This is a genomic window from Stenotrophomonas sp. Ste96 (assembly GCF_024519495.1).
GTDB classification, from domain to species: domain Bacteria; phylum Pseudomonadota; class Gammaproteobacteria; order Xanthomonadales; family Xanthomonadaceae; genus Stenotrophomonas; species Stenotrophomonas bentonitica_A.
On sequence record NZ_JALJRX010000002.1, the window covers coordinates 16845 to 39764 of the forward strand.

Below are 22920 nucleotides of genomic sequence, written 5' to 3' on the forward strand. Positions count from 1 at the left end.
TTTCATGTCTTTGCGCCGGTCCAACGGCTTCACACTGATCGAGCTCATGGTGACCATGGCGGTGCTTGCCGTGCTGGTCGCGGTGGGGTTCCCGAATTTCCTGAGCGTGATCCGTTCCAACCGGGTGGTCGCGGCCAACAATGAAGCGCTGGGCCTGCTGTCGCTCGCGCGCAGCGAGGCGATCCGCAACAACAAGGGCGGCGGTGTCTGTGGCAGCGCCACCGGCACCAGCTGCGACGGGGACTGGAACAGCGGCATCCTCGCCTTCGCCGACCCCGACGGCAGCGGTACCCTGGAAACCGGCGAAACGGTCCTGCGCTACAGCCAGGGCCACCCCAGGCTGGTGGTGGACGGGCCGGACAACGTGGCCATCAGTTTCGACGGGCGAGGTCGCCGCCAGGCGCCTGCCGACCAGACGCTGACCCTGCGGCCGGACGAATGCAGCGGCCAACCGATGCAGCGCACCGTGACCATCAATTCCTCCGGCCAGGCACGCAGTGCCCAGGGAGCGTGCCAATGAAGCGCAAGCATCCTCGCCGCCTGCGCGCAGCGCCGGGTGGCTTCACGTTGATCGAGGTGCTGGTCGCCATTGTCGTGCTTGCTTTCGGCCTGCTCGGCTTCGCGCTGCTGCAGACCATGAGTGTGCGCTTCACCCAGAGCGCCAACTACCGCACCCAGGCGACCAACCTGGCGTACGACCTGATCGATCAGATGCGCGCCAATCGCTATCAGGCGGCCTGGTACAGCACGGCATCGTTCTCGCCCGGGACGGTGGCTGTTGCCGGGGCCTGCGGCCGCCCGACCGGCAATGCGGTCACCATCCAGCAGAACGTCGCGCGGTGGCAGTGCCAGGTGGCCAAGGCATTGGGCGAGACCGCCAGTGCCAACGTGGCCTACGAAGATGGCAGCGTCACCGTCCAGATCGCTTGGGGTGACCAGCGCTGGGACAAGGACAAACCCGATGAAAAGACCACCTTCACCGTGACATCGCAGCTATGAGCCCTTTCCCGAATACACGGCGCAGGCAGTCGGGTCTGTCGCTGATCGAGCTGATGGTCGCGGTGGTGATCGGCACCGTGCTGATGCTGGGCGTCATCCAGGTCTTCATCGCCTCGCGCACCGCCTCGAGGTTGGCTGAAGGCGTGGCACGCACCCAGGAAAACGCCCGGTTTGCGATCGATTTCCTCGAGCGCGACATCCGCATGGCCGGCCATTACGGCTGCGTCAACGATCAGGCGCATTTCATCAAGGACGAGGGCGACCCGCGCCATCATTTCACCGCTGCGTCCGGGGCCGGCAGTCCGCTGGATTTTTCGGTGGCGGTGCAGGGCTATGAAGCGGGGGGTACCGCGCCGGGCGATACCCTGACCCTGGGCGAGGCCTGGAGTGACGCAGGCAACCTGCCGTCCGAGATCGTCGGGCTGAATCCACTGGGGGGCAGCGATGTGCTGGTACTGCGCTTCCTGGCCGGTGAAGGCGTTCCGGTCACGGCCATCACCGCGGACAGCGGCGGCAGTGAATTGACGGTGGACACCGAGCGCGCCGCCCGGTTGAGCCAGGGCACGCCCGCTGCGCCGACCATGTTCGGTATCGCCGATTGTGCCCACGTCGACATTTTCCCGGGAAGCGTCGCCGGGGGCACCGTCACGGCGACCAACGCGGACCTGTCCAGGTATGCGCCGCCCAATGGGCAGACGCTGGTCTACCGCGCCGAGTCCATCGTGTACTACATCGGGGCCGGCGCGTCCGGCGAGCCAGCGTTGCGCCGTGCCCGCGCCAATGCGGCCGGCGCGTACCCGGCCGAGCTCAATGAGGAGCTGGTGGAAGGCATCGAAAACCTGCAGGTTCTGTTCGGCCTGGATTCGACCCCGGACATCAGTGTCGATGCCTCGCCCATCGGCAACATCACCGTGCAGGCAACCGCCAGTGGCGTCTCCACGGGCACCGATGCGGCCGCGGCCGGGCAGTGGCGACGCGTGGGCCTGGTGCAGGTCGGCGTGCTGGCGCGCAGCCCGCAGCCGGCCGATGCGCTGCAGGCCCAGCAGAAGGTGGCTCGCCAGGGCGCACTGGGCGTGGAGTTCGCGCCGTCCGATACCCGTGATACCCGCTACCGGGCCAGCTATGAAGTATCGGTGGCCTTGCGCAATCGACTCTATGGGAACTGACATGCACGCCTCCGTCCGCCCCGTCGTTCGTTCTCCGGCCCCACAACGCCAGCGTGGCGCCGTGCTGTATGTGGCGCTGGTGATGTTGATCCTGCTGGCGCTGATCGGTATCGCGGGCATGCAGGTCGCCGGCATGCAGGAGAAGATGTCGGCCAACTATCGTGCGAGCAATCTGTCCTTCCAGAACACCGAAGCGACCGTGCGCACTGCCGAGCATCTGGTGGAGAAAATCGCCAATCGTCAGGAGCTGCCCGATGGCAGCCTGATCGTCGCCGGCGACATCGATGCCGGCTGCGATGCTGCCTTCGACCCCTCAGAGTGGGGCAGCGAGCAGAGTTCCGATGCGGTTCCAGCGGTAACGGTCAGGCAGATCGATACCTGCGTGCCCTTCGGCACCGGCGTGGGCCTGGGCGGGCCGCGCGATACCCCCATTCCGATCTATCAAATCACCGGCTATGCCGCCGATGATGAAGAACATCCCACCTCTTCGACCGTGATCGACACGGTTTTCAAGCTCTGAGGACGCGCCATGGTATCGCGCAGGACCACACTCATTTCCGCGTCGGTACTGGCCGTTCTGGTCGGCGGCGGGGTGCTGACCTATCAGCTGATCGCCGCGCAGGGGCAGGGGACGCTGTCCCAGGTGCCGTTGAACAACCAGGTGCAGGCGCAGCCGGCCTTCATCATGACGGTCGACAACTCCGGCTCGATGACCTTCCAGACCCAGTTCCCCGGGGCGGATGGCCAGGCCTGCTGGAATACGTCGGCCAAGAGTTTCTTCAGCAGCACCAAGACGCTCAGTACTACGGGTACCTGCGCCTTCTATTACGTGCTGCCGGGCACGCGCATTTCCGGCGCGTATTACGGCATTGCACCGTTCGACAAGTTCGGCTTCGCACGCTCCCCGACCTACAACCCGGCCTTCTACAACCCCACGATCAAGTATGAGCCGTGGATGCGCTATGACACCGACCAGGAAAAGGTGGTCGATTACGCACAGGCAGCCACGTCCAAGACCCTGATAGATCCACGTCTGGCGGCGAACGCGGCCAACACGGTGGATCTGACCGCGGCCACCACCGGTGTGTTCAACATGGTCGATGGAATGGTGGTGCCCCAGGGCACTGTCTTCGCGGCGAACGGGAAGGACGGAACGGCCTACGCGGCGAACAAGGACTACACGTGGAAGACCACCGATTTCTACGTGGCGGGCAGGAATCAGACCCAGCCAACCCGGTACGACGCGACCTTCACCTACGTTCCAGCGACGTTCTTTCTTCCGTTCACGGGGAAGAGTGATCCGGTTCCGGAGTTGGCCGGGAGCCCTGGCGCCTACACGGCGGTAGCGCGCACGGAGGCCGCCAATGCCTGTGGCACGGGTTGCACGATGTGGAAGTACACGATCAAGAGCACCGACGGCGTTGCGTTGCAGAACTTCGCCAACTGGTTCTCCTACTACGGCAACCGCAACCGCTCCATGATCGCCGGCATGACCCGATCCATGGCGACGGTGGACAACCTGCGCGTGGGCTATTTCAAGATCAACGACAACGCCGACTACGACATGAGCGACAAGGGTGCGGCGTTGCCCATCCGCGATCTGGGTACCAAGGACGACAAGCGTGCGTTGTACGCCGACATGATCGCGTTGAACGCCTCGGGCAGTACACCCAATCGCCAGGCGGTGAAGGCGGCCGCCACCCAGTTCACCCGGACCGATGATCAGGCGCCGGTGCAGCTTGCTTGCCAGAAAAACGCCGTCATGCTGTTCACCGATGGCTACAGCAACCTTGATGGCCCGGAGGTCGCCAATGCCAATGGCGACGGCAACATGGGCATCCCGTTCAAGGATAGCCACGACAATACGATGGCTGATATCGCCGCTTCGTACTACATCAACAAGGATGGCAAATCCCCACTGCGTCCGGAACTCGCGCCCGGGCTGGTGCCGGTGCCGGAGGCCTGCAATACGGCCAACCCGGATCCGCGCCTGGATTGCCAGAAGAACCTGCACGTCAATTTCTACGGCATCACCCTGGGCGGGCGCGGCAAGCTGTTCAATCCCGATATCGTCCAGGACCCGTACACCAACGCCTCCATCTACAACAACTGGCCAAAGCGCGAGAACGGTGCGATCAGCACCATCGATGACATCTGGCATGCCGCCGTCAACACGCGTGGCGAGTTCATCAACGCGCGTACCCCGGCCGACATCACCCAGGCCATGCGCCGCGTGCTGTCGTCGGTGACGGCCGGTGCATCTTCCTCGGGCAGCTACGCGCAGTCGGGCGCGCGCATCGGCACCGGCTCGATGGCGGTGGCGCCGTACTACGAGATCGCCAACGAATCGACCGACTGGTTCAGCCGCCTCACTGCGAGCCAGATCACCGTGGACCAGGCCACGCGCAAAGCGGTCTACACCACCGCGTGGGAAGCCAGCGCCAAGATGCCGCAGCCGACTGCGCGCAAGGTGTTCTTCGGTACGAACACCGACGTGCTTCCTTTCAGCAGCAACAGTGTCACGCTGGAATCGTTGTGTGACCTGTCCCCGTCGTTGTACCCGGGCATGGCCCGGTGTTCGGCTGGTGAGCTGACCGATCTCGGCGCGACGCGCGCAAACGCGGTCAGCTACCTGCTGGGCGAAAGGAGTCTGGAAACGCGGCGAGGGGGGCGCTTCCGCGACCGCACCACGGTGCTTGGCGACATCATCAATTCGTCGCCGGTCATCAGTGCCCCCATCGATGACTACGGTTATCGCGGGCTGGATCAAGGCCTGGGCGCGAGCTACGCCACCTACCTGGAGGCCAAGCGCAGTGGGCGTTACATGGTCTATGTCGGCGCCAACGACGGCATGCTGCATGCCTTTGATGGCGGCATGGGTGTAAGCGGTACGATGGATAGTAGCGGCGGCGCGGAAACGTTCGCCTACATTCCCGCCACCTCCATGGGGCACATGGGCAACCTGCTGTTCCCGCTCGATCCGAACAATCAGGCCTTCCAGAAGTTTTCTCATCGCTACTATGTCGATGGTCCGGTCGCCGTGTCCGATGCGCGTATCGGCACCAGCTGGGGCACCGTACTGGTCGGCAGTACCGGCGCGGGCGGCCGCGGCGTGTTCGCACTGGATGTGACCAAGCCGGGCAGCTTCGGCACCGGCAGCCGCCTGTGGGAAATCAACGACCTCAGCGGCTCTGAAGGCGTGAAGGCCAATATCGGCCATGTGCTGGGCAAGCCGGTCATCGTTCCGTTCAAGGACGCGAGCGGAACCGTGACCTGGAAGGCCATCTTCGGCAATGGTTATGGCAGTGCCAGTGGCAAGGTGGTGCTGTTCATGGTGGACATCGGCACCGGCTCCCCCAACATCACGATGATCGAAGCGTCCGAGACGGCAGGAAGCCCGCCGGCTGGCAAGAATGGCCTGGGCAACATCCTGGTGGTCGACCGTTGGACCGGCAGCGGCCGCAATGCGCGCGGCCGTGACGGTTACGCCGATACGGTGTACGCGGCCGACCAGAAGGGCGCGGTATGGAAGTTCGATCTGCGCGATACCAGTGCGAGGGTTTCCACGCCGCTGTTCACCACGCAGACCAGCACCAGGAATGGTTTGACCTACCGTCAGCCGATCACCGGCGGCATCAACGCCACCAATGGTGACCGCGGTGGTGTGATGCTGTTCTTCGGCACGGGCAGTTTCGTCTTCAACGAAGATGTCCGTGACGAATCGATCCAATCCCTGTACGCGGTCCTGGATGCCTCCGACGAAACGCCTTCCCTGACGATGACCGCGGCCGATCTGCGGCCGTATACCGTGTCTGCCTCGGGTGATGTGCGGACGATGACGCCGGGCACGATCCCCGCCGATTCGCGCGGCTGGCATGTCGACCTGCCGGCGGGCGAGCGCTTCCTCGCGTATCCCGCGCTGGCGTCCGGTGTGGTCTTCATGCCCACCTATGTGCCCAATCCAACCACCAAGAGCTGTGCGTCGGATGGCTCCAACTGGCTGTTCGGGCTGAGTGCGCAGTCCGGTGCGCCGGCATTGTCGAAGATGCGCGCCGGGTCGCCGACCGGCACCAAGTTCGGCGCTGGCACGGCCGCGGTTCCGCTGTCGACCGGCGGCAACGCCCCGGTGAAGGATGTCGGGGTGCAGGTACTGCCGCGCCAGCAGCCACCCGGCAAGATTTCCGGCGACAGCCCAGGCGGCGGTGGACCGGGTTCACCTGGCGGAACGCCACCCCCGGTGGACCCGCCCGCCGAGCCCTGCCAGATGCTGGTCACCGCGGCAGGCGGCGTCCCCATGTACGTGCCGTATCCCTGTGGACGCCAGTCCTGGAGGCAGTTGCAATGAGTCGTTCGTTTCCCACCCTGGCCCGCGCCGGACGCGTGCCGGCTGTCCCCGCCCGCGCGATGGGGGGATTCACGCTGATCGAGTTGATGTTGGTGGTGATCGTCATGGCGATCCTGGCCGGTATCGCATACCCCAGTTACGTCGAGCAGACGCGCAAGTCCAAGCGCGGGCAGGTCAAGGCCGACCTGGTCGAGTACGCGCAGCTGGCCGAGCGGTTCCACACCACGCAGAACACCTATGAAGGGTTCACGCTGCCCGGCGGTGGGGACTCGGTCAGCTCGCCGCGCGAAGGGGGCACGGCCGCCTACAGTGTCGGGTTTGTCGGCACCCAGTCCACGTTCACGCTGACCGCGACCGCACAGGGAAACCAGGCCAAGGACAAGTGTGGCGACCTCGGCATCAACCAGGCCAACGTCAAGACCAGTGGGGGCGCGCTCTCCGAATGCTGGTGACGTGACGTGACGGGCGGCGGCATGCACAAGGGTGTTGCCCTCCGCGCGAGTGCCCCGTACAATGCGCCTCCCCGCCCGAATAGCTCAGCCGGTTAGAGCACTTGACTGTTAATCAGGGGGTCGTTGGTTCGAGTCCAACTTCGGGCGCCAGATTCTGCAGAAGCCGCGAGCAATCGCGGCTTTTGTCGTTTTCGTGCCGGCATTTCCGGCGGTCCTGCATCAGCAGGGCGCGCGGTCGCGCAGTCGCTCCGAGCGGGCGCGCCCGGCATTGTTGACAACCACCTTGCTGTGTCTTTGTCCTCGGGTGCAGATGGTGACCGTCAGGTTGACGCCCATGCTGCTGCCATCCGGACGAAACCGCAGGCGAGGGCGCCCGGCAGAGGCCGGAGCCCGCAGGGTCAGGCCGGTCTGCCCCGGGTAGTACTGGAGGATGTCTGCCTCGGCCGGTTGTGGCTGGCGACGGGGATCGCGATACGTCAGCCACCCCGTGCTCCATTCCGACGCGCAGCGCCGGCCATCGTCACTGGGGCAGATGGTGACGATCTCGCGCCGTGTCACCGCGGCCATGCGAGCGCCGGCGAATGCCGAGTTCAGTTGCAGCCGCAGGGCATCGGCGCGCAGGCTGGAGACGGTCTCGGCCAGGTTGGGTGCCGCCACGGCGACCACCAGCGCGAGGATCGCCAGGGTGGCCATCAGCTCCATCAGGGTGAGGCCAGCGCTTCGGTCACGCGGGCTGGGCCGGAGGCGCATGGGGCAGGTCATCCGTCAGCGGGGAGCCCTGAGCTTGCCCGCCGGTGCCCAGCCTGAATATCAGCCTGACCAGGCCCCAGGCATCGGTGGATTCCTCAACAGGCCGTCACCAACCCGGCCGTTATACTGAAGGCTTCCCGGCAGTGGCGGCACCATGAGCGATCGTTTCCAACTTGTATCCCCGTATTCGCCGGCGGGCGACCAACCGGCGGCCATCGAGAAACTGACCGCCAACTTCGAGGCGGGCATCGCCAAGCAGACCCTGCTCGGCGTCACCGGTTCCGGCAAGACCTACACGATCGCCAACGTGATCCAGCAGGTGCAGAAGCCGACGCTGGTGATGGCGCCGAACAAGACCCTGGCGGCGCAGCTGTACGGCGAGTTCAAATCGTTCTTCCCGCACAACGCGGTGGAGTACTTCGTCAGCTATTACGATTACTACCAGCCCGAGGCCTATGTGCCGTCGTCGGATACCTTCATCGAGAAGGACAGTTCGATCAACGAGCACATCGAGCAGATGCGGTTGGCGGCGACCAAGACGCTGCTGTCGCGCCCGGATGCGATCGTGGTGGCGACCGTCTCGGCGATCTACGGCCTCGGCGCGCCCGAGGACTATCTGTCGATGCGCCTGATCCTCTCCACCGGCGAGCGGATCGACCAGCGCGACCTGATCAAGCACCTGACCCAGCTGCAGTACACGCGCAACGAGTTCGAGCTGCATCGCGGCACGTTCCGCGTGCGTGGCGAAGTGGTGGACGTGTTCCCGGCCGAATCGGACAGCGAAGCGGTGCGCATCGAGCTGTTCGAAGGCGAGGTCGAGCAGATCAGCATGTTCGATCCGCTCACCGGTGAAAGCCTGCGCAAGATGATGCGCTACACGATCTACCCCAAGACCCACTACGCCACCACGCGCGAGCGCGTGCTGTCGGCCGTGGATACGATCAAGGCGGAACTGAAGGTGCGCCTGGAGCAGCTGTACGAGCAGAACAAGCTGGTGGAAGCGCAGCGCCTGGCGCAGCGCACCCAGTTCGATCTGGAAATGATGGCCGAGGTCGGTTACTGCAACGGCATCGAGAACTACTCCCGGCATCTCACCGGCAAGAACGCCGGCGATCCGCCGCCGACGCTGTTCGACTACCTGCCGCCGGATGCGTTGCTGGTGATCGACGAATCGCACGTCACCATTCCGCAGATCGGCGCGATGTTCAAAGGCGACCGGTCGCGCAAGGAAACGCTGGTCGAGTTCGGCTTCCGCCTGCCGTCGGCGCTGGACAACCGCCCCCTGCGTTTTGAAGAGTGGGAGGAGCGCTGCCCGCGCAGCATCTATGTCTCGGCCACGCCGGGCCCATATGAGCTGCGCGAGACCGAAGGCGAGATCACCGAACTGGTGGTGCGCCCGACCGGCCTGATCGACCCGGTGGTCGAGATCCGCCCGGTCGGCACCCAGGTTGATGACCTGATGAGCGAGGTCAACGAGCGCATCAAGCTCGGCGACCGTGTGCTGGTCACCACGTTGACCAAGCGCATGGCCGAGAACCTCACCGAATACCTGACCGAACACGGCATCCGCGTGCGTTACCTGCACTCGGATATCGATACCGTCGAGCGCGTGGAGATCATCCGCGATCTGCGCCTGGGCAAGTTCGACGTGCTGGTGGGCATCAACCTGCTGCGCGAAGGCCTGGACATGCCCGAGGTCTCGCTGGTGGCGATCCTGGATGCGGACAAGGAGGGCTTCCTGCGCTCCACCGGCTCGCTGATCCAGACCATCGGCCGCGCCGCACGCAACCTGCGCGGCAAGGCGATCCTGTACGCGGACAAGATGACCCGTTCGATGCAGGCTGCGATCGACGAGACCGACCGCCGCCGTTCCAAGCAGGTCGAGTACAACGAGCTGCATGGCATCGTGCCCAAGTCGGTCCTGCGCCCGATCACCGATGTGCTCGAAGGTGCGCGTTCGGAAGCGGCCGAGAAGGAGGCGCGCGGCAAAGGGAAGGGCAAGGGCAAGGGCGGTCGCGTGGCCGAAGAGGCGACCGATTACCGCACCATGGACCCGGCCCAGATCGCCAAGCGCCTGCAGGCGCTGGAGCAGCAGATGTACCAGCACGCACGTGATCTGGAGTTCGAAGATGCGGCCCGGGTACGCGACCAGATCCGCCAGTTGAAGGAGGCCAGTCTGGGCTGAACAACACATCGTGAAATATCTTCACAAAAGTGTTGCGCTTTCCAGGGGGCATCCGTAATATACGCGGCCTGCACCGACGCATTCGCAGCGGGGCAGGGAAGCAAAACGGGCGGTTAGCTCAGCGGTAGAGCACTACCTTGACATGGTAGGGGTCACAGGTTCGAACCCTGTACCGCCCACCACTTCAGTACCTGGGAAACCACGGGAACAGGTGGAACAAGACGAAGCCGGCCAATGGGCCGGCTTTTTCGTTTTCTGGCGCCCAGTCAGAAGAAGCTCACGTTGCTGCGTGGAAGCGCAGGTGTTCTTGGCGCGCTGGCGTGTCGCTCTGCCTGGCAGCCACGAGTCTCCCTCAACACCAGGCGGATCCGGTTGCCTCGGCACTGCACGTTGCCCTGATAGGCCAGCGCGCGGGCACCGAGCGCCTGCCTGGCGAGCTCCACAGTACCGGGTGCCAGCGTCCGGTGGGGATCCAGAAGCCCGGCGATCACCACGATGCCCTGCTGTCCTCCACGTTGAATCGTGCGTGCGCGAAGACGTAGAGATCCTTTTTCTGCCGTCAGCAGGACCGCGACGACGTCTGCCATGCTCCGGAACGCTGCCAACTGCAGATCAAGGCCCAGATCACAGGGGTCGCCCATCAAATGCGCGGGCAGGACGCGATCCGTCTGTGCCCAGGCATCGGCGATCGCGCCGGCCCGGAGAGCTACGTACAGGCCCGCGGATTCTATTTCGACGGGGTAAACCAAGTTCGCCTGCACCCGTAACGCGCCCGATTGTGCGGCATGCAAGCGCTGGAGCTCCAAGGCCAAGCCTTCCTGGCCCTTTGCCGTGAGCGTATTTGCGATTTTCTGCAGGGACCGGTCGATGTCATCGCCGACATTCCGCAGGTACCAAGCACGCTCGCGCCTGTCCTGTTCGCCGGCGACAAGCGTGGTCCTGGTCATGGCGATGGCGCGGCGCCCCAGCCACTCGTTCTGTCTGAAACGATGATAGTAGTGCGAGGTGGTCGCGCCGAGCAGGAGCAGTACAGTTCCAGTTGCTGCAAGAATCTGCTGTGCGGTGAATGCGGCGGGGTCATGGGAGCCTGGCAGGCCAGTGCTATCCATGCGAAGCAGGACCATCAAGTTGACGCCGATCACTACCAGAGAAACTACAGCTGCCAGTGTCCAGCCTCGCATTGATTCGGCAGCCATGCGCCTGCGTCGCCACATGACGACCAAGGGGGCGATCAACAGAATGCCTAGATAGTCCCCCACGGCATATCGCGCAGCGCCTTCCCAGGAGACGGCCACGTGCTGCGTGGGCATGAGTAGATACGCAAGGCCCTGATTCAGGGCGGTGACCACGATTGCCGCGAGCAGTGCGACCGATAGCAGCCACGTGTCATTGCTCGACGCCATCCAGCGTCGATGCGTGTGCACGATCCCTGCGACGGCGGGCATGAGGCTGGCCGAAGCGACCACGGCCCAGGCAAGGCCATACTGCGGGATCAGCGGGTACCGCGCTAGGGCGAAGAAGGCGTACTCGCCCGCAATCAGGTAGACCCAGTAGCGCGGTGGGCAAAGCAGCAGGGCGGCAACGCGCAGGCCCGCAGGAAGATAGAGCTGGTCGACCGAAACATTGCGAGCTGCCCAGAAGGCAACGGCATAGCTCAGCGCCAGCAGCACGCCACCAGGATGAAGGCGTACGTGCAGATGGATGTCGCGGCTCAACCAGTCGAACGCCACGGTCGCCTCCTGTCGGGGGGCTGGATACCAGTCACCAGCACTGCTCGGACACTATCGGCGAATACAGGCTGCTGCAATGGCAGGTCACGCCTCCCGCACATGGCCAGGCCAAGGCTCTTCCCTGTCCCGTGAGTCTCCAAGTTTCCGACAGACGGGCAGGTCCGGCGCCGATGGGCACACGCTGTGGGAACAAGCACAGTATGGTTTTCAGTGGGGCGTTGCGCATGTCGCGGGTGCTCGACAGTGCCGATCACGCCACCGATGACGCCTTCCCGATCTTCGGCAAAGCGTGTGTCGTTTCGCTGTTGGCAGGCATCTGCGCGATCATCTTCTCGCCCCGGCTGCTGCCGATGGAATGGGGCGTTGCTGCGGCGGCGGTCGGTCTTCTGCTCTGGATCCTGCCCTCCCGCCTGCGCCTCCTCGGCGCGGCCCTCTTCGGTCTCGGCTGGGCGGCCTTCCACGGCCACGCCGGGCTTGCCCAGCAGCTGACACCCGGCAGCGCCGCCGTCGACCACGTGCTGCACGGGCGGGTGGTCAGCCTCCCCGACCACGGCCCCGGGGGAACCCGCTTCCGCTTCCGGGTTGACGAAGATCCGGCGATGCCCACCAGACTCCGCGGTCGCGATCTGGCGCTGGGCTGGTACGACGGATTCCGTGGCGCCGCCGATGATCGCCGGCGCACGCTGCGGGCAGGCGAGCGCTGGTCGCTCAGCGTGCGGGTCCGGCCGCCGCGTGGCCTGGTGAACCCGGGCGGGTTCGACGCCGAGGGCTATGCATTGCGGCAGCGGGTGGCGGGCAGTGGGTACGTGCGCGAGCCCGCCCGGGCGCATCCACTGGGCGAGCCGGCCGGCTTGCCGGCATGGCGCGAGCGGATGGCCGACGCGATCGCCCGCGCGGTCCAGGACGACGGCCGCCGCTTCGTCCAGGCGCTGGCACTGGGCGATACCCGTGGCCTTGGCCAGGCCGATTGGGACGACCTGCGTGCGCTGGGGGTGACCCACCTGGTAGCGATTTCGGGTTTCCATGTCGGCGTCGTGGCTGGCGTGGCCGCACTGCTGGCAGGCGGGCTGTGGCGGTGCCTGCCGATGATGGGCCTTTACCTACCGCGCCCGATGGGCGCCGCAGCCGCGGCGGTCGCAGGTGCGGCGCTGTACGCAGCAGCGGCCGGTTTCGCGCTGCCGACGGTGCGCACCGTGCTGATGATCGCGGTGGTGGCAACGGCGCGTTGCAGCCGGCGACGGGCGACGGTCGCCCAGTCGCTGTCGCTGGCGGCGCTGGCGATGCTGTTGTTCGATCCGCTTGCGGTTCTGGCCCCCGGCTTCTGGCTGAGCTTTGCCGGCGTGCTGTGGCTGATCTGGTGCCTGCCGGGGCGCGAGCAGGGCTGGCTGCGCGGATTCCTGAGTGCCCAGGGCGTGGCCACCGTGGCGTTGCTGCCGCTGACCGTGGCGCTGTTCGGGCAGGCTTCGCGCGCCGGTCCGCTGGTGAACCTGATGGCGATTCCGTGGTGGACCATGGTGGTGGTGCCGCTGGCACTGCTCGGTACCGCGCTTGAGGCGCTGATCGAGGGGGCGGGGCGCTGGCCCTGGCAGCTGGCGGCATGGTGCTTCGACGCGAGCTGGTGGCTGTTCGGGTATGCCGCGCGCAGCGAGCTGTCGCTGTGGTGGCTGCCACAGGCCAACCGCTGGGCGTTGCTGGCGGCGGTGTCCGGCGTGTTCTGGCTGTTGTTGCCGCGCGGCAGTGGCGGGCGGGTGGCGGCGCTGCTGTTGTGCCTGCCGTTGCTATGGCCGGCGCGTCACGGGCCTGGCGAGGGCGAGGTGGAGCTGCTGGTGATGGATGTGGGGCAAGGCCTGGCGGTGGTCGTGCGCACGCGCCGCCACACGCTGCTGTACGACACCGGCCCCGGGACCGACGATGGCTTCGATGCCGGTGAGCGGATCGTGGTGCCCACGCTGCGTGCGCTGGGCCAGGGGCGGCTGGACCGGATCATGATCAGCCACGACCACCGCGACCACACCGGTGGCCTGCGCGGGGTGCGCCGCAGCTTCCCCGATGCGGTCGTGCAGGCACCGCAGGGCGCCCTGCGTGGCCGCGCATCGGCTTGCCATGCCGGACAATCCTGGGCGTGGGACGGGGTCACGTTCCGGGTGCTGCATCCCCTTCCCGGCGAAGCCCGGTCGATCAACGACAGCAGTTGCGTGCTGCGGCTGGAAACCGCCCGGGGGGCGATCCTGCTGGCCGGCGACATCGAAAAAGGCAGCGAAGCGCGGCTGCTCCAGCAGGCAGGTGCGCTGCTGGCGGCCGAAGCCGTGGTGGTGCCGCACCATGGCAGTGCCAGCTCGTCCACCCCGGCCTGGGTGGATGCCGTCGCGCCGCGCCTGGCGATCGTCTCGGCTGGCCATCGCAATCGCTTCGGCCACCCGCGCGCCGAGGTGGTGTCGCGCTGGCAGGCGGTGGGGGCGGAGGTGCTCAACACGGCCGAGAGCGGCGCGGTGCGGATCTGGCTCGGGCGTGAAGGCCTGCAGGTGCGTGAACAACGGGTTTTCGAGCGGCGTTGGTGGGATGCCGCGGAGCGGAGCCGGTCGGCTGCTATCCTATCGGCGATCAAACAGGCGGCCGCTGGGCCGGAGGATTGAAACGTGTGGGAACTGGTCAAGGCCGGTGGCTGGCCGATGCTGCCGCTGCTGCTGTTGGGCGTACTGGCTTTGGCAATTGTCCTGGAGCGTTTCTGGACCCTGCGCCGCAATGAAGTCCTGCCCCCGGGGCTGGGGCAGGAAGTGCGCAACTGGGCCGCACGCGGCAAGCTCGACCCGAGCCACATCCAGTCGCTGCGCGGCAACTCGCCGCTGGGCGCGCTGCTTGCCACCGCGCTGGAAGCACGCAATCGCCCGCGCGACCAGATCCGCGAGCGCATTGAAGACGCCGGCCGGCACCTGGTTCACCGCATGGAGCGGTTCCTGAATGCCCTGGGCACGATTGCCTCCGCCGGCCCGCTGCTGGGCCTGCTCGGCACGGTGGTCGGCATGATCCAGATGTTCATGGGCATCCTCGACCACGGCGTGGGCGATGTGAACCAGCTGGCCGGCGGTATCGGCAAGGCACTGGTGTGCACCGCCACCGGCATGATCGTGGCGATCCCCGCGCTGATGTTCCATCGCTACTTCAAGGGCCGCATCGCCGGCTACGTGATCGAGATGGAGCAGGAAGCTTCGGCCCTGCTGGACGCGCTGGATGGCCGCCCGGGCGTGATGAACACGGCCCCGCGTGCCGCTGGTGCCCCCGCCGGCGCCACACCGGTCACGGTCAAGGGCTGACGGATGCGTATCCGCAATGACCGGATCCAGGACGAACCGCATATCGATCTGGTCCCGCTGATCGATGTGATCCTCGTCCTGATCATCTTCTTCGTGGTCACCACCACCTTCGACGCGCGCTCGACGCTGCAGTTGCAGTTGCCGACCGCCAGCCAGCAGGACACCACCGAGCCGCCGCGCTCGCTGAGCGTGCTGGTCAATGCCGAGGGGCGTTACTTCATCAACGATCAGGAAGTGCTGCGCACCGACGTCGAGTCGGTCAAGCAGACGATTGCCGCCGTCGCCGGCAGCGATCGGGAACAGACCGTGCTGTTGCGCGCCGACGCGCGTACGCCTTATCAGGCCGTGGTCACGGCCCAGGATGCCCTGGGCCAGCTGGGCTTCCGCCGCATCGCCATCGCTACCGCGCCGGAGGTGCGTCCATGAGCAAGAAACATTCTTCCGTCTGGCCGATCTACAAGCGGCTGCTCGGGTACACCGGGGCGTACTGGGTGTTCATGGTCGCGGCCGTGATCGCGATGGTGGTCGAGGCGCTGGCCGGCTACAGCTTCACCAAGCTGATGGAGCCGCTGGTCAACCGGGGGTTCGTCAACCCGGAGCCGCGCATGGCGGTGATCCTGCCGCTGACCATCCTCGGGTTGTTCATGATGCGCAGCCTGGCCACCCTGGTCAGCGACTACGCGCTGGCCCGCACCGGGCGCAGCGTGGTGCGCGACCTGCGTGAGCAGGTGCTGGAGAAGTACCTGCACCTGCCGTCCTCGCACTTCGATGCCGAGGCCACGCCGGTGATGGTCAGCCGCCTGAACTTCGATACCGAACAGGTCACCCAGGCCAGTGCCGATGCGCTCAAGACCCTGGTGGCCGATACCCTCACCATCATCGCCATGCTGGTGGTGATGCTGCAGATGAGCGTCAAGGTCACCATGGCGATGCTGGTGGTGGTGCCGCTGATCGGCGTGATCGTCTCGATCGTCGGCAAGCGTTACCGCCGGATCAGCCGGGGCATCCAGGACGGCATGGGCGGCATGGCGCAGACCGCCGAACAGTCGTTGGCCGCGCAGCAGGAAGTCAAGGTGCATGGCACCCAGGCGCACGAGATTTCGCGCTATTCCCGGCTGGCCAACCGCATGCTCGGCCTGAACATGAAGGTCGAAACCACGCGCGCACTGGCCTCCAGCACGGTGCAGTTCCTGGCGGCATTGGCGCTGGCGGTGATCGTGTGGGTGTCCACCCGCGAGGCGCTGGCCGGCAAGCTCAATGCAGGCCAGTTCATGGGCCTGATGACCTCGATGATGGCGATCATTCCCTCGCTGCGTCGCCTGACCAGCGTGCAGACCTCGATCTCGCGTGGTGTCGCTGCGGCCGAGCGCCTGTTCGGGATTCTGGACATGCCGGTCGAGCGCGACGAAGGCCTCCAGCGCATCGGCCGCGCGCGCGGCGAGCTCGCGTTCGAGCACGTGATGCTGCGCTATCGCGAGGACACCGGCATCGCGCTGGACGACATCAGCTTCGTGGCCAAGCCGGGCACGGTGACGGCGATCGTCGGCCGCTCCGGCAGCGGCAAGACCAGCCTCATCCGCCTGGTGCCGCGCTTCTACGAGCCCAGCGGCGGCCGCATCACGCTCGATGGCGTGGCCCTGGACGACTACCCGCTGGCCGACCTGCGTCGCCAGGTGGCGATGGTCGGGCAGAAGGTCATGCTGTTCGATGACACCGTGGGCGCCAACATCGCCTACGGCATGGATGCCACCGAAGACCAGATCCGCGCGGCGGCCGAAGCTGCCAATGCGTGGGAGTTCATCGCCCGCATGCCGCAGCAGCTGCAGACGCCGGTTGGTGAGAATGGCGCGTTGCTCTCCGGTGGCCAGCGCCAGCGCTTGGCGATCGCCCGCGCGATCCTGCGCGACGCGCCGATTCTGATCCTGGATGAAGCCACCGCGGCGCTCGACAACGAATCCGAACGCCTGGTGCAGGACGCCCTGCAGCGCCTGATGCCCGAGCGGACCACGCTGGTGATCGCGCACCGCCTGTCCACCATCGAACATGCTGATCAGGTGCTGGTGATGGACCACGGCCGCATCGTTGAACGTGGCACGCACAACGAACTGCTGGCGCTGGGTGGCCTGTACGAGCACCTGCACAGGATGCAGTTCCGCGAAAGGCAGCCTTGATGGCAGGCAAGGGCACGCAGACGCCGTCGTACTGGTATGACGGCAGCACCATTCCGTTCCTGGCGCGTTTGGCGTCACCGCTGTATGGCGCGGCGATCGCGCTGCGGCGGATGGCCTATCGCCGCCGTTGGCTGAAACGGCATTCGCTGCCGGTGCCGGTGGTGGTGGTCGGCAACGTCACCGCCGGCGGCACCGGCAAGACCCCGCTGACGATTGCCCTGGTCAACCGCCTGCGCGACGCGGGCTGGAAGCCGGGGGTCGCCAGCCGTGGCTATGGCCGCCAGGAGGCGGGCACGCCGCGCTGGGTGCTGGCCAGTACCGATACCTCGGTCGGCGGCGACGAGCCGGTGCTGATCGCCTGGAAAACCGGCGTGCCGGTGCGGGTCGATGCGGACCGCGTCGCGGCGGGCAAGGCGCTGGTCGAGGCGGGCTGCGACATCATCGTCTGCGATGACGGCCTGCAGCATTACCGGCTGGCGCGCGACATCGAAATCGAAGTGGTCGATGCCCAGCGCCGCTACGGTAACGGTCGCCTGATTCCCGCCGGTCCGCTGCGCGAGCCGGCCAGCCGTGCGCGCGACTGCGATTTCCGCGTGGTCAACATGGGCCAGGCCAGTGACGGCACCGAAGCGCAGACCGCCTGCGGCTTCGGCGAATGGCCGATGCAGCTTCGCATCGACAGTGCGCAGCCGCTGCAGGGCGGCCGTGCGCGGCGCCTCTCCCATTTCCAGGGGCAGCGGGTGCATGCCGTGGCTGGCATCGCCAACCCGCAGCGCTTCTTCGACATGCTGCGCGCACACCGCATTGGCGTGGTGCCGCATGCCTTCGCCGATCACCATGCCTACCAGCCTGCGGACCTGCGTTTCGGGAGCGAGTTGCCGGTGCTGATGACCGAGAAGGATGCGGTCAAGTGCAAGGCCTTCGCGACCGAGTGGCACTTCGCGGTGCCGCTGTCGGCGGAGTTGCCGGCCGCGTTCTGGATCAGCCTGCTGGATCGCGTCGAGAAGCTCGGCAAGCGTTGACGCCTCCGGTGACGCTTGCGGCACACTGAGGCCCTGATTGCCTTCCTTTCGTACAGGTCATCCCCCATGAGCGCTTCCGTCGAGTTCGTCGTCGCCATTCCCGCCCGTTACGCCGCCTCGCGGCTGCCGGGCAAGCCACTGCGCCTGCTGGGCGGCGAACCGCTGGTGCTGCGCGTGGCGCAACGCGCGCTGCTCGCCGGCGCTCGCGAAGTGTGGGTGGCCACGGATGACCAGCGCATCGCCGATGCGTTGCAGGGCCTGGCCGAGGTGCGTGTGGCGATGACCTCCACCGATCATGCTTCCGGCACCGATCGCCTGGCCGAGTGCGCTGCGCAGGCGGGCTGGTCGGACGACACCCTGGTGGTGAACCTGCAGGGCGATGAGCCGTTCGCCCCGGCCGAGGGCATCCGTGCCGTGGCCGAAGCGCTGGTCTACAGCGGTGCGGAGATGTCCACGCTGGCCACCCCGGTGGAAGACGCCGAAACGCTGTTCGACCCGAACGTGGTCAAGGTGGTGCGCAAGCAGAATCTGGACGCGCTGTACTTCAGCCGCGCGCCGATTCCGTGGCACCGCGACGCCTTCTCGCGCTCGCGCGACACGCTCGCCGGCCCACACTGGCTGCGCCACATCGGCATCTACGGCTACCGCGCCGGCTTCCTGCGCCGGTTCGCCGCGCTGCCGCCGGGCACGCTGGAGCAGCTGGAATCGCTCGAGCAGCTGCGCGTGCTCGAAGCAGGGCACCGCATCAGCGTGGCCCTGACCCCGGCCGAGTTCCCGCCCGGCATCGACACCCCGGACGATCTGGCGCGCGCCGAGGCCTGGTGGGCCGCCCACCCGTGACCGTGGCACGACGGCTGCATGACGCGTCCTCCGGCATAATCGGGGCATGAACGTCCAGCCCGTCCAGGATCTGCCCGAATTCGCCACCTGGCTCAACGCCACGCCCACCACGCTGGGCGAGCTGCAGGGGCGGCCCGTGGTGCTCGCCTTCGTCAACGCAGCCTCGGTGTGGTGCGCGCAGCGGCTGGCCGAGCTGGCCCAGTGGCAATCGCGCAACCCCGGCAAGGTGCAGCTGCTGGTGCTGCAGGTGCCGCGTTTCGATGGTGAGCGCGATCCTGCCCAGTCCCTGAAACTGCTGCGCCGCCAAGGGCTGAACGCCCCGGCCCTGCTGGATGCGGACTGGGATGGCTGGCGTCGGTTCGGCGTGGCCGCATGGCCGACCCTGGTGCTGCTCGATGCGCAGGGACGCGAGCGTGAGCGGCTGATCGGTCTCGGCGGGGAGCTGGAGCGTTCGCTGACGGCGCTGTGCGAGGGCAGTTCGCGCCCATCCGATGAAGACCTGCACGGCGCACGCGAGCTGAGCCCCGAGCCCCGCCTGCCGCTGCGCTTCCCGACCGGGCTGGCGGTGACCACCGAGCGCCTGTACATCGCCGACACCGGCCACCACCGCGTGCTCGAGTGCAGCCATGGTGGCCGTGTGCTGCGCCAGTTCGGCATGGGCACCGCCGATTTCATGGATGGCGACCAGGCCCAGGCGGCATTCCATCATCCCCAGGGCCTCGCGCTGGAGCGCGAATGGCTGTACGTGGCCGATACCGGCAATCACGCACTGCGCCGGATCCATCTGCTCTCCGGGCAGGTCGACACGCTGTGCGGCACCGGCCGCCCAGGCGAGCCGGTCGAAGGGCCGATCGCCGAGCCGCGCCGTACCGCACTGAACCACCCGCAGGGGCTGGCGGTCGCTGACAACCAGGTCCACATCGCCATGGCCGGCGACAACCGGATCTGGAGCTACCACCTCGGCCAGCGCAGCCTGCAGTGGCGCGCCGGCAGTGGCGCCATCGACGAACGCGACGGCAGTGGTCATATGGCCGCCTTCGCGCAGCCGTGCTCGGTCGCCGCGGTCCAGCAGGTGCTGTACGTCTGCGACGCGCTGGGCTCGTCGATCCGCGCCATGCAACTGCGTGGCGATCTGGTCCAGACACTGGTCGGGCAGGGGCTGTGGAGCTTCGGCGACCAGGACGGGCCGCGCGCCTCGGCACTGCTGCAGTACCCGCAGGCGATCGCGCTGAGTCCGGATGCGCCGCTGTTGTGGATCGCCGATGCCGGCAATGGCCGCCTGCGCACCCTGCGCCTGGGCGGTGGTGAGCTGAGCACGCTGGAGCTGCCGCGGCGCCTGCATGGTCCGGCCGGCCTGGCGCTGGGCGGTGGTGCGGTCTGGATCGCCGAGACCGATGCCCATGCCGTGCTGCGGTTCGACCCCGTCAGTGGTGTCCTGAGCGACGTGCCGATCAACGAATGACTGTTTCTTCCGCCCCCGCCTTCGATGGCAAGGCATTTGCGGCCCACCTGAGCACCGCACCCGGCGTGTACCGCATGTACGCCGCTGACGACACGCTGCTGTACGTCGGCAAGGCGCGCGCGCTGCGCAACCGCGTGGGCAGCTATTTCAACGGCACGCCCAAGACCACCCGGATCATGTCGATGCTGTCGCAGGTCGCGCGCATGGACGTGACCGTGACCCGCTCGGAGGCCGAGGCGCTGCTGCTGGAAAACCAGCTGATCAAGTCGCTCTCGCCGCGCTACAACGTCTCCCTGCGCGACGACAAGACTTACCCGCACGTGCTGCTGACCCGCGAGCAATGGCCGCGGATCGCGTTGCACCGCGGCCCGCGTGCGGTGCCGGGGCGTTACTTCGGTCCGTACCCGGGCGTCACCGCCGTGCGCGAAACGCTCAACCTGATGCACAAGCTGTTCAAGCTGCGCAGCTGCGAAGACAGCGTGTTCCGCAACCGCTCGCGGCCCTGCCTGCAGTACCAGATCGGTCGCTGCAGCGCGCCCTGCGTGGATCTGGTGGCGCCGGAGGATTACGCCGAATCGGTGCGCCGCGCCTCGATGTTCCTGGAGGGCAAGAGTGACCAGCTCGCCCGTGAGCTTGGCACCCAGATGCAGACCGCCAGCGAAGCGCTGGAGTTCGAGCAGGCCGCGCGCCTGCGCGATCTGATCGCCTCGCTGCGCAGCATGCAGACCCGCCAGTACGTGGATGGCCGCGCGGCGGACTTGGACGTGCTCGCCTGCGCAACCCAGGGCGCCAGTGCCTGCGTGCTGCTGCTGGCCTTCCGTGACGGCCGCAACATGGGCACGCGCCCGTTCTTCCCGCGCACCAATGGCGAAGAAAGCGCCGATGAAGTGCTGGGTGCATTCGTCTCGCAGTACTACGCCGAGCACGCCCCGCCGCGCGAGATCCTGCTCGACCGCGAAATTCCCGACGCGAGCCTGATCGAGTCGGCGCTCAGTGCCTCGGCCGAGCACAAGGTGCAGTTGCGATGGAACGTGCGCGGCGAGCGCGCCGGCTATGTGGAGCTCGCCGCACGCAACGCGCAGATCACCCTGGTCACCGAGCTGGGCAGCCGCAACGCGCAGCACGCCCGTAGCGAGGACCTGCGGCAGATGCTGGGCCTTGCCGAACAGGTCAAGCGCGTGGAGTGCTTCGATATCAGCCACACCATGGGCGAGGCCACCGTGGCCTCGTGCGTGGTGTTCGATGCGGCCGGTCCGGTGCGCAACCAGTACCGCCGCTTCAACATCAGTGGCATCGAGCCCGGCGATGACTACGCGGCCATGCACCAGGCGATCGAACGGCGCTTCCGCCGCGCGGTCGAGGAAGACGGCGTGCTGCCGGACCTGCTGCTGATCGATGGCGGTGCCGGCCAGTTGGCCCAGGCGCAATCGGCGCTGGCCGACCTGGGCGTGGAAGGGGTGATGCTGGTCGGTGTGGCCAAGGGCGTGGAGCGCAGGGCAGGGCATGAAGCCCTGGTGCTGCCGGATGGTCGCGAGCTGCGCCCGGGCGCTGCCTCGCCCGCCCTGCAGTTCATCCAGCAGGTGCGTGACGAGGCCCACCGCTTCGCCATCACCGGCCACCGCGGGCGCCGCCAGAAGGCCCGGATGACCAGCAAGCTCGAAGATATTCCCGGCATCGGACCGCGCCGGCGGGCCAGCCTGCTCAAGCATTTCGGCGGCCTGGTCGGCCTGAAAGCCGCCGGCGAAGCGGAAATCGCGAAAGTGGACGGCATCAATGACGCCCTCGCTGCGCGTATCTACGCTAACCTTCATGGACTGCCTACGCCCGATGCGGCGGGCGAGTAGAGAGACGCAATGAAGTTGACCCTCCCCACCTGGCTGACCCTGCTGCGGATCGTGATGATCCCCGTCCTGGTGCTGGTGTTCTATCTCCCCTACAAGTGGACCAATTTCGCTTCCGCGGCGATCTTCGGCCTGGCCGCGCTCACCGACTGGCTCGACGGCTGGATTGCCCGCCGTTACGACCTGCAGTCCGCGTTCGGCGCCTTCCTCGACCCGGTCGCGGACAAGCTGATGGTGGCCGTGGCACTGTTCCTGATCGTGCAGGGCCATCCCACTGCGTGGATGGCGGTGTGGGCGGCGGTGATCGTCGGCCGCGAGATTGCCGTATCGGCACTGCGCGAATGGATGGCCGAAATCGGCCAGCGTGCGAAGGTGCGCGTGGCGGTGATCGGCAAGGTGAAAACCACCGCGCAGATGATCGCGCTGCTGTGCCTGCTGTACTCGGTGGCGCCGCACACCCCGATGCAGGACATCTGGATGGGTACCCAGGTCTTCCATATCGGTGACTGGACCCTGGCCATCGCCTCGATTCTCACGCTGTGGTCGGGCCTGCAGTACCTGCACGCGGCATGGCCGAGCCTGCGCGAGGACGAGCGCCTTGCGCGTGAGAACGCCAAAGCGAAAAAAAATGCATGAGGGCTGTTGA

18 protein-coding genes and 2 tRNA genes are annotated in these 22920 nt (G+C 66.7%); 18 read left to right on the forward strand and 2 right to left on the reverse strand.

What is annotated here, in order from left to right:
• Positions 1–4: 4 nt before the first annotated feature.
• The 7 genes from OC373_RS06810 (at position 5) to OC373_RS06840 (ending at position 7112) form a co-directional block, all read left to right on the forward strand.
• Positions 5–520: a GspH/FimT family pseudopilin gene (locus tag OC373_RS06810; RefSeq protein ID WP_261997347.1), complete on the forward strand. Its 516-nt coding sequence runs from the start codon at positions 5–7 to the stop codon at positions 518–520.
• A complete protein-coding gene (gene pilV / locus OC373_RS06815; protein WP_070427004.1) occupies positions 517–999 on the forward strand; it encodes a type IV pilus modification protein PilV in 483 nt (160 codons plus the stop codon). The genes OC373_RS06810 and pilV overlap by 4 nt, the downstream gene beginning before the upstream one ends.
• Entirely contained in the window at positions 996–2165 is a 1170-nt protein-coding gene (locus OC373_RS06820) for a PilW family protein (protein ID WP_070427005.1), read from the forward strand. Before pilV ends, OC373_RS06820 begins: the two co-directional genes overlap by 4 nt.
• A gap of 1 nt (position 2166) precedes the next feature.
• On the forward strand, positions 2167–2685 hold the full coding sequence (locus OC373_RS06825) for a PilX N-terminal domain-containing pilus assembly protein (protein WP_070427006.1): 519 nt from the start codon (positions 2167–2169) through the stop codon (positions 2683–2685).
• A gap of 9 nt (positions 2686–2694) precedes the next feature.
• Positions 2695–6510, forward strand: a complete 3816-nt coding sequence (locus OC373_RS06830; RefSeq protein WP_261997348.1) for a PilC/PilY family type IV pilus protein — start codon at positions 2695–2697, stop codon at positions 6508–6510.
• 59 nt (positions 6511–6569) lie between these two features.
• Entirely contained in the window at positions 6570–6962 is a 393-nt protein-coding gene (locus tag OC373_RS06835; RefSeq protein ID WP_261997553.1) for a type IV pilin protein, read from the forward strand.
• Between the two features lie 73 nt (positions 6963–7035).
• Positions 7036–7112, forward strand: a tRNA-Asn gene (locus tag OC373_RS06840).
• 69 nt (positions 7113–7181) lie between these two features.
• Here the strand turns inward: OC373_RS06840 and OC373_RS06845 are convergent.
• Entirely contained in the window at positions 7182–7664 is a 483-nt protein-coding gene (locus OC373_RS06845) for a GspH/FimT family pseudopilin (RefSeq protein ID WP_051010499.1), read from the reverse strand.
• 202 nt (positions 7665–7866) lie between these two features.
• Between OC373_RS06845 and uvrB the strand changes: the two genes are divergently transcribed.
• Positions 7867–9897, forward strand: coding sequence for an excinuclease ABC subunit UvrB (gene uvrB / locus OC373_RS06850; RefSeq protein WP_019183381.1), 2031 nt, complete (start codon positions 7867–7869; stop codon positions 9895–9897).
• 107 nt (positions 9898–10004) lie between these two features.
• Positions 10005–10079, forward strand: a tRNA-Val gene (locus tag OC373_RS06855).
• A gap of 84 nt (positions 10080–10163) precedes the next feature.
• On the opposite strand, the gene OC373_RS06860 is transcribed toward OC373_RS06855, so the two are convergent.
• Entirely contained in the window at positions 10164–11627 is a 1464-nt protein-coding gene (locus tag OC373_RS06860; RefSeq protein ID WP_261997349.1) for an MASE1 domain-containing protein, read from the reverse strand.
• Between the two features lie 224 nt (positions 11628–11851).
• Between OC373_RS06860 and OC373_RS06865 the strand changes: the two genes are divergently transcribed.
• From OC373_RS06865 to pgsA, 9 genes are all read left to right on the forward strand, one after another.
• On the forward strand, positions 11852–14260 hold the full coding sequence (locus OC373_RS06865) for a DNA internalization-related competence protein ComEC/Rec2 (protein ID WP_070427009.1): 2409 nt from the start codon (positions 11852–11854) through the stop codon (positions 14258–14260).
• Positions 14261–14263: 3 nt separating this feature from the next.
• A complete protein-coding gene (locus tag OC373_RS06870) occupies positions 14264–14938 on the forward strand; it encodes a MotA/TolQ/ExbB proton channel family protein (protein WP_070427010.1) in 675 nt (224 codons plus the stop codon).
• A gap of 3 nt (positions 14939–14941) precedes the next feature.
• A complete protein-coding gene (locus OC373_RS06875) occupies positions 14942–15364 on the forward strand; it encodes a biopolymer transporter ExbD (RefSeq protein WP_019183376.1) in 423 nt (140 codons plus the stop codon).
• Positions 15361–17109 (forward strand): lipid A export permease/ATP-binding protein MsbA, encoded by a 1749-nt coding sequence (gene msbA, locus OC373_RS06880; protein WP_070427011.1) that lies wholly within the window; start codon positions 15361–15363, stop codon positions 17107–17109. The genes OC373_RS06875 and msbA overlap by 4 nt, the downstream gene beginning before the upstream one ends.
• Positions 17109–18131, forward strand: a complete 1023-nt coding sequence (gene lpxK / locus OC373_RS06885; protein ID WP_070427012.1) for a tetraacyldisaccharide 4'-kinase — start codon at positions 17109–17111, stop codon at positions 18129–18131. Before msbA ends, lpxK begins: the two co-directional genes overlap by 1 nt.
• Positions 18132–18197: 66 nt before the next feature.
• On the forward strand, positions 18198–18971 hold the full coding sequence (gene kdsB / locus OC373_RS06890; RefSeq protein WP_070427013.1) for a 3-deoxy-manno-octulosonate cytidylyltransferase: 774 nt from the start codon (positions 18198–18200) through the stop codon (positions 18969–18971).
• A gap of 46 nt (positions 18972–19017) precedes the next feature.
• Positions 19018–20433: a hypothetical protein gene (locus OC373_RS06895; protein WP_070427014.1), complete on the forward strand. Its 1416-nt coding sequence runs from the start codon at positions 19018–19020 to the stop codon at positions 20431–20433.
• Positions 20430–22277 (forward strand): excinuclease ABC subunit UvrC, encoded by a 1848-nt coding sequence (gene uvrC, locus OC373_RS06900; RefSeq protein WP_070427015.1) that lies wholly within the window; start codon positions 20430–20432, stop codon positions 22275–22277. The genes OC373_RS06895 and uvrC overlap by 4 nt, the downstream gene beginning before the upstream one ends.
• 9 nt (positions 22278–22286) lie before the next feature.
• Positions 22287–22910 carry a CDP-diacylglycerol--glycerol-3-phosphate 3-phosphatidyltransferase gene (gene pgsA / locus OC373_RS06905; RefSeq protein ID WP_019183370.1) on the forward strand — a complete coding sequence of 208 codons (624 nt, stop codon included), beginning with the start codon at positions 22287–22289 and terminating at the stop codon, positions 22908–22910.
• The last annotated feature ends 10 nt before the right edge of the window (positions 22911–22920 follow it).

Bases quoted from the DNA above. Each gene is read 5' to 3' on its own strand.
- OC373_RS06830 (WP_261997348.1), top strand. From the start codon at position 2,695: ATGGTATCGCGCAGGACCACACTCATTTCCGCGTCGGTACTGGCCGTT.
- msbA (WP_070427011.1), top strand. From the start codon at position 15,361: ATGAGCAAGAAACATTCTTCCGTCTGGCCGATCTACAAGCGGCTGCTC.
- OC373_RS06810 (WP_261997347.1), top strand. From the start codon at position 5: ATGTCTTTGCGCCGGTCCAACGGCTTCACACTGATCGAGCTCATGGTG.
- OC373_RS06845 (WP_051010499.1), bottom strand. From the start codon at position 7,664: ATGGAGCTGATGGCCACCCTGGCGATCCTCGCGCTGGTGGTCGCCGTG.
- OC373_RS06865 (WP_070427009.1), top strand. From the start codon at position 11,852: ATGTCGCGGGTGCTCGACAGTGCCGATCACGCCACCGATGACGCCTTC.
- uvrC (WP_070427015.1), top strand. From the start codon at position 20,430: ATGACTGTTTCTTCCGCCCCCGCCTTCGATGGCAAGGCATTTGCGGCC.
- lpxK (WP_070427012.1), top strand. From the start codon at position 17,109: ATGGCAGGCAAGGGCACGCAGACGCCGTCGTACTGGTATGACGGCAGC.
- OC373_RS06825 (WP_070427006.1), top strand. From the start codon at position 2,167: ATGCACGCCTCCGTCCGCCCCGTCGTTCGTTCTCCGGCCCCACAACGC.
- OC373_RS06820 (WP_070427005.1), top strand. From the start codon at position 996: ATGAGCCCTTTCCCGAATACACGGCGCAGGCAGTCGGGTCTGTCGCTG.
- pilV (WP_070427004.1), top strand. From the start codon at position 517: ATGAAGCGCAAGCATCCTCGCCGCCTGCGCGCAGCGCCGGGTGGCTTC.
- kdsB (WP_070427013.1), top strand. From the start codon at position 18,198: ATGAGCGCTTCCGTCGAGTTCGTCGTCGCCATTCCCGCCCGTTACGCC.
- pgsA (WP_019183370.1), top strand. From the start codon at position 22,287: ATGAAGTTGACCCTCCCCACCTGGCTGACCCTGCTGCGGATCGTGATG.
- uvrB (WP_019183381.1), top strand. From the start codon at position 7,867: ATGAGCGATCGTTTCCAACTTGTATCCCCGTATTCGCCGGCGGGCGAC.
- OC373_RS06835 (WP_261997553.1), top strand. From the start codon at position 6,570: ATGGGGGGATTCACGCTGATCGAGTTGATGTTGGTGGTGATCGTCATG.
- OC373_RS06875 (WP_019183376.1), top strand. From the start codon at position 14,942: ATGCGTATCCGCAATGACCGGATCCAGGACGAACCGCATATCGATCTG.
- OC373_RS06895 (WP_070427014.1), top strand. From the start codon at position 19,018: ATGAACGTCCAGCCCGTCCAGGATCTGCCCGAATTCGCCACCTGGCTC.